This is a genomic window from Flavobacterium sp. FlaQc-49, assembly GCF_044005985.1.
Taxonomy (GTDB): domain Bacteria; phylum Bacteroidota; class Bacteroidia; order Flavobacteriales; family Flavobacteriaceae; genus Flavobacterium; species Flavobacterium cupriresistens.
Genome location: NZ_JBIPCS010000014.1, coordinates 1 through 11905, shown reverse-complemented (window position 1 = coordinate 11905; position 11905 = coordinate 1). Strand labels below are relative to the sequence as shown.

The 11905-nt window shown below is 35.3% G+C and carries 15 protein-coding genes; 2 read left to right on the top strand and 13 right to left on the bottom strand.

Annotated elements, in window-relative coordinates:
• Positions 1–10 precede the first annotated feature (10 nt).
• On the top strand, positions 11–754 hold the full coding sequence (locus ACHRV3_RS20450; protein WP_230002657.1) for a DUF2625 domain-containing protein: 744 nt from the start codon (positions 11–13) through the stop codon (positions 752–754).
• A 44-nt stretch (positions 755–798) separates the two neighbouring features.
• Positions 799–1164 carry a VOC family protein gene (locus ACHRV3_RS20445; RefSeq protein WP_395435953.1) on the top strand — a complete coding sequence of 122 codons (366 nt, stop codon included), beginning with the start codon at positions 799–801 and terminating at the stop codon, positions 1162–1164.
• 3 nt (positions 1165–1167) lie between these two features.
• Here ACHRV3_RS20445 and ACHRV3_RS20440 read toward each other — a convergent pair whose 3' ends face one another.
• From ACHRV3_RS20440 to ACHRV3_RS20380, 13 genes are all read right to left on the bottom strand, one after another.
• Positions 1168–2274: an acyltransferase family protein gene (locus tag ACHRV3_RS20440; RefSeq protein WP_395435952.1), complete on the bottom strand. Its 1107-nt coding sequence runs from the start codon at positions 2272–2274 to the stop codon at positions 1168–1170.
• Positions 2275–2397: 123 nt separating this feature from the next.
• Complete coding sequence (locus tag ACHRV3_RS20435) at positions 2398–2766, bottom strand: iron chaperone (protein ID WP_395436001.1); 369 nt, start codon at positions 2764–2766, stop codon at positions 2398–2400.
• Positions 2767–3416: 650 nt separating this feature from the next.
• Complete coding sequence (locus tag ACHRV3_RS20430; protein WP_395435951.1) at positions 3417–3884, bottom strand: SRPBCC family protein; 468 nt, start codon at positions 3882–3884, stop codon at positions 3417–3419.
• Positions 3885–4025: 141 nt separating this feature from the next.
• Complete coding sequence (locus tag ACHRV3_RS20425) at positions 4026–4538, bottom strand: DUF1772 domain-containing protein (RefSeq protein WP_395435950.1); 513 nt, start codon at positions 4536–4538, stop codon at positions 4026–4028.
• Between the two features lie 338 nt (positions 4539–4876).
• Positions 4877–5458, bottom strand: a complete 582-nt coding sequence (locus ACHRV3_RS20420; RefSeq protein ID WP_395435949.1) for a TIGR00730 family Rossman fold protein — start codon at positions 5456–5458, stop codon at positions 4877–4879.
• An 11-nt stretch (positions 5459–5469) separates the two neighbouring features.
• Positions 5470–5997, bottom strand: coding sequence for a GNAT family N-acetyltransferase (locus ACHRV3_RS20415; RefSeq protein ID WP_047773784.1), 528 nt, complete (start codon positions 5995–5997; stop codon positions 5470–5472).
• Positions 5998–6016: 19 nt separating this feature from the next.
• Positions 6017–7141, bottom strand: coding sequence for a lactonase family protein (locus tag ACHRV3_RS20410; RefSeq protein ID WP_395435948.1), 1125 nt, complete (start codon positions 7139–7141; stop codon positions 6017–6019).
• Positions 7142–7199: 58 nt separating this feature from the next.
• Positions 7200–7727: a GNAT family N-acetyltransferase gene (locus ACHRV3_RS20405; protein WP_395435947.1), complete on the bottom strand. Its 528-nt coding sequence runs from the start codon at positions 7725–7727 to the stop codon at positions 7200–7202.
• Between the two features lie 11 nt (positions 7728–7738).
• On the bottom strand, positions 7739–8839 hold the full coding sequence (locus ACHRV3_RS20400) for an MBL fold metallo-hydrolase (RefSeq protein WP_395435946.1): 1101 nt from the start codon (positions 8837–8839) through the stop codon (positions 7739–7741).
• Between the two features lie 3 nt (positions 8840–8842).
• Complete coding sequence (locus ACHRV3_RS20395; RefSeq protein WP_047773592.1) at positions 8843–9265, bottom strand: DUF1801 domain-containing protein; 423 nt, start codon at positions 9263–9265, stop codon at positions 8843–8845.
• Between the two features lie 6 nt (positions 9266–9271).
• Positions 9272–10318: a serine hydrolase domain-containing protein gene (locus tag ACHRV3_RS20390; RefSeq protein ID WP_395435945.1), complete on the bottom strand. Its 1047-nt coding sequence runs from the start codon at positions 10316–10318 to the stop codon at positions 9272–9274.
• Between the two features lie 121 nt (positions 10319–10439).
• Positions 10440–10808 (bottom strand): nuclear transport factor 2 family protein, encoded by a 369-nt coding sequence (locus ACHRV3_RS20385; RefSeq protein ID WP_047773589.1) that lies wholly within the window; start codon positions 10806–10808, stop codon positions 10440–10442.
• Positions 10809–10937: 129 nt separating this feature from the next.
• On the bottom strand, positions 10938–11423 hold the full coding sequence (locus tag ACHRV3_RS20380; RefSeq protein WP_395435944.1) for an SRPBCC domain-containing protein: 486 nt from the start codon (positions 11421–11423) through the stop codon (positions 10938–10940).
• Between the last annotated feature and the right edge of the window lie 482 nt (positions 11424–11905).

Sequence of the window (11905 nt, the reverse complement as noted above, 5' to 3'; positions counted from 1 at the left end):
ACCCTTGACAATGACACGAAATTTTTTTGCCGTTATAGCGCTATCTATAACTTTTGTAACAACAGCTCAAACGAAAATGCAAGCAGTAGATAAACTCATAAACAAAACTGATCCGGGCTGGACAGTTGTTGAAGGTTGGATTAAAACAGCAACGAATAAAGTTGAAATTTTACCGGTTGATGCGGCAAAAGCAAAAGAAGTATTGTACAAAACACAAGTTACGACCCAATCACCAATGGGGGCTATAGTTTTTATGACAGGAGGTCTTTTAATTGATGATGGATGGATTAGAATTTTAGGTTCCGGAAATACAAAATTTAATCGCACACTTCCGGATTGGAACAAGGGAAAAGCATTTAAGGAATTTGGAGAAGCACCTTCTTTTTTGATCGTGGCAGATGATGCAATAGGCGGTTTTTATCTCTTAAATGGTGGCGGACTGGGAACAGACTTAGGAAAGATATATTATTTTTCGCCTGATAATTTAGAATACGAACCACTTGATATTACGTACACTGAATTTTTACAATTTTGCTTTTATAATGATTTGGATAAATTTTATGAGGGCAACAGATGGAAAGGATGGAGAGAAGAGGTTTCAAAATTAAAAGGAGACGAGGTTTTTAACTTTTATCCGTTTCTTTGGTCAAAAGAAGGAGGAGATATTAATAAGAACTCCCGAAAAATTATTCCGGTGGAAGAGCAATATAGCCTGAATGTTGATTTGCGTAGTCAGCTTGGTTCTAATAAGTAAAACCGGATTTTTAGCGTTACGATATTAATTTAAAAAAAGATATCATGGAACATAAAATCAAGTCAATACGACCGTTTATCGGAGCAAAAGATTTTGAATTATCAAGACGTTTTTACAGTGATTTGGGCTTTGAAGAAGGCGTATTAGAAGCTAACTTCTCTGTTTTCAAATCGGGGGAAACGGCATTTTACCTTCAGGATTATTATGCTAAAGAGTGGATAGAAAACACGATGATTTTCTTAGAAGTCGATGATGTTGACCGTTATTACAAGGAACTTTTAGCCTTAAATCTTCCGGAGAAATATGCCGGAGTAAAATTAACACCAATTCGAAATCTCGACTGGGGAAGGGAATGTTTTTTACATGACCCGTCCGGTGTTTTGTGGCACTTTGGGGAGTTTAAGAAATAAAACCTATTGCTCTTTTAAAAATTTAGCCCGTAATCTCATAAAGGGCTTTTCAATTGTCTGATGAAGTAGGAATGCAGCAATTATACAGGATAGAGTACTAATTATGAGCGATAAATTACTATCAATATCAATAGTAAGTTTTAGAAGTAATTGTTGGGTAATATGAATAATTCCTTTGTGGGTTAAATAAATTCCATAGGAAAGTGCTGCAATAAAAGAGGTTGTTTTAGAATTCCATTTGTACAAAATACTGGTGGGAGATATGGCACCCAAAACCATAAATCCGTACCCTAAAGCAACAAGTGGAAATCCGAAAATAGAAGCGTAAAAAGATCTTTCTTCCATACATAAAAAGTAGGCAGCGGTTAGTATAAATAGACTAATGGCTAAAAAGTAATTCCCGAATTTTGAAAGCCTTCCCCATAAATCGGGCATAAATTGATAAACTCCGGCGATAGAAACACCAATCAAAAGTCCGTCTAAGCGGTTGTAAGTAGGATAATAGATGTATTTGTGCCAATACAGCCATGAATTTTCTGCTTCAATAAAAGGAAGGTATAAATGCTGCCAACTAAAAAAGCGAATCGCAAAACCAAAAGCAAATAAGACTATTAGAATCCAGTAGGATTTATAAAAAAGGTTGTTTCTAAGTAAAAAGAGAAGTACGATTGGCAATATCAGATAAAAATGCTCCTCCACACAAAGGGACCAGGCATGAGAGAAAGTCCCAAAATCCTGGATGTTTAATCCTATATTCTGTGTAAAAGTTACAAATTTCCATATGGGTGCAAGTGCTTCTTTCTCTCTGAAATAAGGAAATAAAAAATAGATTGCCGTAACAAACCAAAAAGCCGGAAGTATTCTGAAAAAACGTTTTATAAAGAAATCTTTAAACGAGATTTCGGTTCCATTTTTAATTTGAAAAAAAAGTTGAGAAGAGATTAAAAAACCACTTAATACAAAAAATAAATCTACTCCTGTCCAGCCAAATTTAGCAAAATCGGTCAACCATTCCGGATGCCCAAAAATTGGAATTTGATAATGGAATAAAAAAACAAAACTGATTGCAAATGTTCTTAAATGATCTAGTCCGTATAATTTTTTGTGCACTTCAGCTTCCGTTTTTTTGGTTTTTAAAACTCAAAGATAAAAGAATATGTAGTGCTTAAATTTCTTAAAATATAAGTTTTATTAACAAAATAGAGTAGGTGATATGGAGTGTATTTCCATACTTTATATTTTTACTTTTTTCTCTAAATTTTCTTTTACTCTGAATTTTACAATTTTAGTTATCAGAGCAAAAGGCATCGGTTCGTTTAAAGGAAATTGGACAGATCCTTTTCCGGATTTGTATTTTGAAAGTTCTTCCTTAAAAGTTTCATGTCCACTTGGCAAAGCATATAAACCAATATGGTTTTTGAAAGCAGCAAAATAAACAACGATCCCATTTTGATCAAAAGCAGGCATGGAGTAGCTGATTTTTTCCTTGGCATCAGGAGCCGCTTTCTGAATCGTCATTCGTATTTTTTCTAAAATTTCTTGTACGTCGTTTGGGAAAGAACCGATGTATTCGTTTATGGTGGTGGGTTTTTTGATGGTCATTGGTTTTATTGTTTCAGGTTTCAGGTTACACGTTTCATATTTCACATTTTCGTTTTTAGACGTTTTATGTTTCAAGTTTCACACTTTATGTTTCGCATTTTGCATTTTTACATTTTTACAGGTTTCAAGTTTCAAGTTTCAGGTTTTAGGTTTTAGGTTACTGATTACTGATTACTGATTACTGGTTTCAGGGATGTCTGAATTTTGTCATTTCGAGCGAAGTCGAGAAATCCCACACGCAGCTCACGCCCAGTTTGTCATACTGAGGAACGAAGTATCTTCATGAGATAATCCATAAAGTGAAGCTCAACGGTATCGATTCAGCGAACTAAGATACTTCGTTCCTCAGTATGACAAGATTGCGGAAAATTCATGAGATAATCCGTAAATTGAGGCTCAACGGTATCGATTCAACGAACGGAGATACTTCGTTCCTCAGTATGACAAGATTGAGGAAAATTCATGAGATAATCCGTAAAGTGAAGCTCAACGGTATCGATTCAGCGAACGGAGATACTTCGTTCCTCAGTATGACAAAATTGCGGAAAATAGAAACGGAGTTTCTGGTGTGATTTCTCCTAAAGTCGAAATGACATGCTAAGTAAAATATTTTACATTTCACAAGATACATTTCGCAAGAAACAGCTCACTCAAGCCAGCCCTTTAGGAAAACGATCTAAAACCAAATTCAATTGAATTTGATGTTCTAGATATGCTTTGGCTCCGGCTAAAACCAATGTAAAGCCTTCTGTTGAATTCCTAACCTGATCTATTATTTTGTCTGTATCGCCAACAAAACCTGAATTTGTAATGCTTACAAAAGTTTCATTTTTGTTTAATGGAGTAAAAATCCATTCTACTGTTGTGGTTTCTCCGGTATTTCCCCATTCAACGACAATCTTTTTGTTTTCTTCTATGACCTTTGTTAAAACCGTCAACGAAAAACCATACATTTCCCAGACCCATTCGATTGGCTGGTACTCTACTAATTTTCCGGAGCCTTTGGTAAACCAAAATTTACTTGTGATTTCCGGATCTATAAAAGCCTGAAAAACTTCTGAAACAGGTTTTCTTATCAGCATTTCGGCTTTTGCGAATTTGTTGTTTTCTGTTTTCATTTTGTATAGGTGTGAGATGTGAATTGTAAAATGTATGCCGTGAAATTTATAGCCAGTAACCTGAAACCTGAAACATGAAACGTGAAACGTGAAACTTTTTTTCAGACCTTCTAAGATAAAAAATTATTGTTTCGCTTTTAGTTAATGAACAGTATTGTTTTTTAACAGACAGCCAATAATTAAAAGTAAAAAAGAAAGTAAGGAGATGACGGTTCGGATAAGATGCAGGGTATTCCATTTTGCTTCAAATTTACCTCGCAAAATAGTGGCTTCTTGGAGCGTGATAGAGGTCAGGTTGGTTTTGTCGAGCATTTCGTTCAGCGGGATGTTTCCCAGAATCGTTACAAGAAAAACACCAATAAAATAAAGGAGAGCTGCAGCAGTAACAACCCAAAAAACAGCATTATTGGATTTATAGCAATACGCTGCTATAAAAGAAAACAGCATCGAACCGAAAAAGACCAAAAAGAATAGCGGATTTTGAATCGTACGGTTCATATTTTGAAAGGCTCTGAGATAATTTATATCATCAAGTTTACCGATTCCCGGTGTTACGGCATTAGCCCAAGTAAAGAAAATACCCGCTAAAAGCCCCGTAAATAGAGTGGCTAATAGAAGTGTAACGGTTTTTGTATCAATAATAAATGTGTCCATATTTATGTCGTTTGGTTAACAATGTAAAATTAGAAATATTGATTATTCATGACTTGTTTGAAAAGTAATACGATTTGTTTGAGAAGAACTTTTTTGTGAAAAGAGGTTTGTAAAATGGTATTGTGAAATGATATTTGTAAAAGGTGAGATTATGGATTGTCTTTCTTAAAACCACAGTTACCTTACCAATCCATTATTTTGTCGCCCAATGTCACCCTGAGCGAAGTCGAAGGCTACGCAAGGGCTTTCCTTTATTCTTGCTTTTAATTGATGTTTTACAATGGGAGTTACCAACGTAGCCCCCTGATTAGTCGTTTACTTTTAAAGCAAATAAAGATTTACACTTTCTCCTTATCAATCCATTTTCCAACTGTTGGCGGGCTGTAATTCCTCATTTTTTCCAATAGATCATCAATACAATCGCTTACTAAAAGCATTTCCTGATTTACATTTTTTAAGAAACCTTTTTCAACCATAGTATGTGTAAGTTCTAACAAGGAATCATAATAGCCGTTGATGTTTAAGATTGCAATTGGTTTTTTATGCAGTCCTAACTGTGCCCAGGTCAGCATTTCGAAAAGCTCGTCAAGTGTTCCAAAACCACCCGGAAGTGCTATGACACCGTCTGATAAATCGTTTATTTTGGTTTTTCTTTCGTGCATGCTTTCTACCAAAATTAATTCGGTTAGGCCTTTGTGTGCAATTTCTTTTGAACGCAGAAAGCCGGGAAGTACTCCAATTACTTTTCCGCCTTCACTTAAAGCGCCGTCAGCAAGAGCACCCATTAAACCTACGTCTGCACCGCCGTATACCAATTCTATATTTTGTTTTGCTAATGTTTGTCCGAGCAAAGTGGCTTGCTCTTGGTAGATTGCTTCCGTTCCAAAACTGGAACCGCAGAAAATGCTTATTCTTTTCATTTTGTATTGGTTTATTTTTTTAGCTCGTACACAAAATTATGACGAGAGGGTTCATTGTAATAAGCAACGTCTATTTCTTCTACTTTTGTTGCTCCCAGTTTTCCAACTGCTTTTTGTGAACGATAATTTTCTGCTCCAACATGAAATTGAACTTTATCAACAGCATCAAAAGCATAGTCGAGCATTATTTTTTTCACATGGGAATTAAATCCTGTTCCCCAAAATTTTCTTCCGTAAAAAGTATAACCGATAAAAATACTTTTATTTTCTGGTTCATATTCATAAAAACGGGTGCTTCCGGCTATTTCGTTTGTACTTTTATCAAGGATCAGAAAAGCGCCTTTGCTTTCCATTGCTCCTTCAAAAAAGTTTTGAAAGACTTCTCTCTCGTACCTGTTTTTATTTGGATGTTGTTCCCATACTAACGGATCAGAAGCCACTTCAAAAAGACCTTCAAAATCAGTTTGCTGTAATGGAACTAATTTTACAAATTCGTTTTCTAATACTTCAGGCTGCAAATTTAAAAGTGATGTACTCATATTTAATGGTGTTTTTAAATTATATTTTTTTGATTTGAACACAGGAAACATTTTCCAGTTGTACTTCTTTCCCCGTTTTTTTAAGCAATCCCGTTTTTAGATTTCGTTTAAAAACCACCACATTTCCAGTTAGCACATTGGATGCGATCAGGAATTTTCCGGTTTCATCAATCGCAAAAATTCTCGGATGTTTTCCTAAGGTCGACTGATAACCGATATTGGCTAAAAGTCCTTTTTCATCAATAGTAAAAATGGCAATATTGTTTTCTTTTCCTCGGTTTGTAGCGTACAAAAATTTTCCGTCAGGTGAAATGTGAATGTCCGAACTTTCGAAACCCTCTGTAATAGTGTCGGGATGTGTATTTACTTTCTGTATTTTTTGCAGAGCCCCATTTTCATAGCCATAAGCACTGATTGTTCCTAACATTTCTTCAATACAATACGCAAATTTTTGATTGGGATGAAAAGTCAAATGACGTGGTCCGCTTTCAGGATCTGTTTTTGTAAATGGAATTTCGGTTGCTGTTAATGGCTGTTTTTGTGTGGCATCAAATTGATAACAACGTATTTTATCGGCTCCTAAGTCGGGTAGAAATAGATAGTCGTACTGCGGAGAAAATATTGTGGAATGGATGTGTGAGCGGGCCTGTCTTTCTTTGTTTACACTTCCGTCCTGATATTGAAAATTTTGTGCTATCGAATCGATTTTTCCATTTTCCAATAACGGATATACAGAAACACTTCCTTCGGTGTAATTGCCGTTTACCAGCCATTTCCCACTTTTATGAACGGAAACATAGACCGGATTCTCGCCACCGCTAGATTGTTTATTTAAAAAAGTAAGTGTCTTATTTTGTGGATTGAATTCAAAACTGCTTACGCTTCCTGCATTTGGAGTTTTACTGTCGGTACAGGCATAAACATATTTTCCGTTTGGTGAAACCGTTAAAAACGAGGGGTTAATGAGGTTTTTGACCGACGCCACTTGGGTCAGTTTTCCTTTTACAGTATCTAATTGATATACCAGAATGGATGCTGCAGTTTTGTCTCTGTTATAAGAACCCAGAAAAACGTAGGTATTTTGAGCGCTTAAAGAAATGCTTAATAAAAATGTGATCAGGAAAATGGATATTGTCTGTTTCAATTTTTTTGATGTATTGCTGTTTTACTTTTTATATGCTTTTACTATTTGAAGAATGTGTTTACTTTAACGGATATCTAAATCCAAAAACGGCAAGTTCTCCCTGCATGAAATCCAAATCTTCAGACCGTTTGAAACCTAAATTTTCATATATTTTCCATGCTGTTTTCATAGACAAAGTACTGTGAATAATAAGTTGATCCAGTTGGTTTGCTTTGGCTTTGCCAATACATTCCTCAGTCAGTAATTTGCCAATTCCTTTTCCGCGGGCAACGGGATCTACAGCCAATAATCTAAAACCTGCCGTATTTTGTTCCTGAGTTGCAATACCTCCGGAACCGTAATATTTCATGTCATTAAAATAAACTACAGCACCAAGAATTGTATCCTGATCATCAGCCACAACTAAAAGTTCTGTTCCAGGATGATTGGTGAAATCGCCAATATTAGCTAACATTTTATAATAATTGGGCTGTTCATTTTCTTTTGGAAAGCCATCTAATTGTGAATAAACAAGAATAAGAAGTTCTCCAATTTTGTTAAATTCTGAAGGATCGGCATTTCGAATTGTATAGGCTGAAGGATTCATATTCGGTACTTTTATTTTACATTTTTCCACCATTGACGGAATTCCTGTTTTTCATTTTTTAGTTCAACTAACTCACCAATCATTGGCGTAATTAGCGGAATCGGATTTGTTTCGTTTTGATTTAATTGGGTTACTCTTTTCAAAGGCTCATCCCAGGCATGATTGGCCAATGGAAATTTTGAAGAATGAACCGGAAACAATCGTTTCGTTTTTAGATCTTTTGCAGCTTGAATTACATTTTCAGGCAGGTTGTGAATGTATTTCCATTTGATGTCGTATTGGCCATTATCAACCAAAGCAAGATCAAAGGGACCATATTTCTCTCCAATAGCAGCAAAATGAGTATCGTAACCGCTGTCTCCTCCCAAATACATTTTATAGGTTGGGGTTTGTAAAATAAAAGAGAGCCATAGTGTATTGCAACGTTTGAAAGCACGACCGGAAAAATGTCTTGTTGGCGCTGTATAAAGTGTAATATTGGCGTCAAGTTCTATTTTTTCATACCAGTCTTTTTCAATAATGCTATCGGATGAAAATCCCCAAAATTCAAAGTGGGAACCTACACCGAGACCACAGACAATTTGCTTTGTTTTGGACTTTAGTTTAAGAATCGTTTTATAATCCAAGTGATCGTAATGATCGTGTGTAATCAATAGGTAGTCAATTTCAGGAAGATCATCAACGGTATAGATATCGGTTCCTTTAAAAGCCTTCGTAGTGCCGGCAATAGGGGAGGCGTTACCGCTAAAAACAGGATCGACTAAAATTCGCTTTCCTTCCATCTGAATAAAATAAGAAGAATGTCCAAACCAGACTAAAATGTCTTTATCTAAAGGTAGGTTTAACAAATCTGTTTTTATTGAAGGAATTAAATCCGCAGGAATTCTGTGTTCCTTTTTTTTGAATAAAAACTCAAACAACACTCCTGTCATCGTGTATCCTTCCGTAAGGTCCGGTGTAAAATGTTCATTTTCAAACTTTCCGTTTTTATAATTCGGAGATTTTTTGATTAATGCAAGTCTTTCGCCAGTGGGAGCTTTACCAAATCGGGCATCCTGTAAAAAAAGATAAACGGCTAAAAGGACAAGCAGTAGTATAAAAGTTATTGTCATGGTTTATTTTGGTGGGTATAATTCATTTAAGTTTTCAACCGAAAGGGAAATCATTTTTTTGAGCACTTCAACATCAATATCGGTTAGTTTTTTGATGTAAATGCAGCCTTTTCCGGATTTATGTTTTCCAAATTTAGAAAGAAGTTCTTCTCTGTTTTCAGATGTAACATAACAATAAAGAGAAATTGCTTCTTTTCTTGGTGAAAATCCGACAAGCGGTGCATCGCCTTCACGACCGCTGGCATATTTGTAATGGTAACTTCCAAAACCAATAATGGCGGGTCCCCACATTTTGGCTTCAAAACCGGTTTGTTCCTGCATTAATTTAACAAGTTCAAACGAGTCGTTTCGTTTCGTACTGTCCTCAACAGCGTTAATGAAATCGTTAACACTGCCTTCCGTTTCTATTGTTTTGTTTACAGCCATGACAGATTATTTTTTATTTAATAAATCACTTTTTAATAAAAGCGCCTTGATTTTGATTTCGGTTTGGTAAAACAATTCAGAGTTTGTATTCATCTGATTTTCTAAAACGATCAAACTGACATCACTTTTCGGGAAGTATAAATTTACGGAAGAAAAGCCATCGCCCAGCCCGGAATGCCCCATATATTTTGGATTTCCCTGATCGACGATTCGTAGTCCATAACCATAGCCTTCTTTTTCTTTCCCAAAAAGATTGTGCTGCGCCTTGATAGTATAACGAAGCATCAATTGGTAGGTCTCGGGTTTCAGGATTTTTCCTTTATGGAGATTATTGTTCCAAATTGCTAAATCGGTAACCGTTGATATAATCCCATTAGCAGAAACGGTTTCGGCGGTTATTCCGGATTTATCATTTTTTGTAAAAACATTTTTGTCATTAATATAGCCCGAAACCAATTGTGTTGTTTTGTCTTTAGAATAACAGTAAGTGTTTTTCATGTTTAATTTTTTAAACAAATCAGCTGCTACTTCCGGATATTTTTTTTGGGTACTAAAGGCAACAATTTGTCCCAGTAAAGAAAAACTTAAATCACCATATTTAAAATCAGTTCCGGGTTTAAACAATAGCGGTTTTTGTAAATCGATAATTCCGTGGGTATGATTTAATAACTGATGAATTGTAACAGAATCTGCCCAGGTTTGTGTGAGATGCGGAAGATATTTTTTAATAGGTGCCTGTAAATCAATACGCCCTTTTTCAACTTCTTTTAAAATCAAAACAGCGGTGATTTGCTTGCTGTTTGACATGATTTCAAATTGGCTGTTGATTGTCAATGGGATCTTTTTATTAAAATCAGCAGAACCCAGCGCTTTAGCATAAACTGTTTTTCCTTTTTTTGAAATAAGAAGTACACCATTAAATTTAGGATCACTAACTTTAATTAAACTGTCTATTTGGGTGTATAAGTGGTCTTTTTTTTGCGAAAAGGAAGGGCTGCTTGAAAGTAGTAACAGAACGGATACTAAAATAGAAGTTCGTAGAAGTGTGGTCATTTGGTGTTTTTGGTCTTTTTTGTTTTTTTAGTCACGGTTTTAGTTTTCAGTCTCAGTTTTCAGTTTCAGTTTTCAGTTTCAGTTTTCATTCTCAGATTACATTTTACAACTCACATTTTTTTCAAAACATTCCATTTTCATTGATCATTTTGGCGGGAACACTTTGTCCCAGATCCCAAAGTTCTACTATTTTTCCGGACTCAAATCTAAAGATATGAACTACGGCCACACCCGAATCATTGGCATTTTGTTTGACATGTGAATGTACGGCAACTAAATCTTTATCTGCTATTGCGTGATGAATTTCAATAGTTTTATTCGGATTTTGTCTGGAGGATTCTTCCATTGCCAGCATCAGTGTATTGGCATCCCCTTTAAAATAAACATTATGATGCTTAAAATCCTTACTGACATACAGGCGAAATGCTTCATGCGAATGCCCTTTTGCAGCAAGTTTTAAAAAGTCTTTTGCAATATATTTCTTAGTCATGATTTCAAAGATTAAAAAGCTAACTAAGTTATGAAATAACTGTTTATGAATTTAAAAAATTATCGCTTTATTAACTTTCTAATCTGATGAAGTCATGAATTTATAAAAGTACAGTTTGTTGGTATTTAATTACTTTTCCGACAATCTCTTTTCGTTTTCGGTTTGTGGTTTGTCTTTGCCGTTTGGCTGGCCTTTTCCGGTTGTAATTAGTTTTTTTAGACTGTTTTGAATGTAATTTGTCCAGGAGTCTCTACAAATTTCAAAACATTCATAATCGGGAACCAAACCAATATGAGTAAATCGCAGCGCTGTTTGGCCATCGTTCTCTGTGATCTCAAAAGTAGGTTTTGTGCCGGTCCATTCTTTTTCGTCTGCTGTAAATTTGAAATAGTTTTCTTCTATCAACCAGACAATTTTTTGATTCGGAATTACTTCTGTCAATTTTATTTTGCAGCGATGCACGTCTTCGTAATGATACTTAAATTCATCATTTAGTTTTGCTGTATTTCCTTCAATCTCTTCCGACCACCAGCCGCGAACATTGGTAATGGCATTAAAAACGTCTTCCGGAGAATGATTAGTTATGAGGGTTGTGGTAAAATCTTGTGTGTTCATTTGGTATGATTTAGAAATTAGTATAACAAATGTACGTTCTAAATATCAATACATTAGGGGTGTGAAAAGACAATTTTGAGGAGAGAATCGGACAAGTTGCATCTTGTTGGGGGGAATATTTTAGATTTTAGATTTTTTGTTCTTTTTTGTTGCTTAGAAATGCAGTAATAAGCAGAAAACTTGTTGGGTATGAGATGTTTTGTCTAGTTTGAATATACAAAGGTATTTATAATTAGAACTTACTGGGTGTAGATTCACGAGCGGGACGCTCGCGCCAGCGATGGGTTAGTAGAAGTTTAAGATTACTAATTTAACTTACGATGCTAGCGCGAGCGTCCCGCTCGTGCCCGCAATGATGTCTCGTCCTAAAATAAGTTTACATATTTATCCTTAATCCTAAAATAGATTTACAATTCATTTTTAGTCCTGTTATTGGTTTACAATAATAGGACTTTTTAGATAATAGTTCTTCCATAATTTTT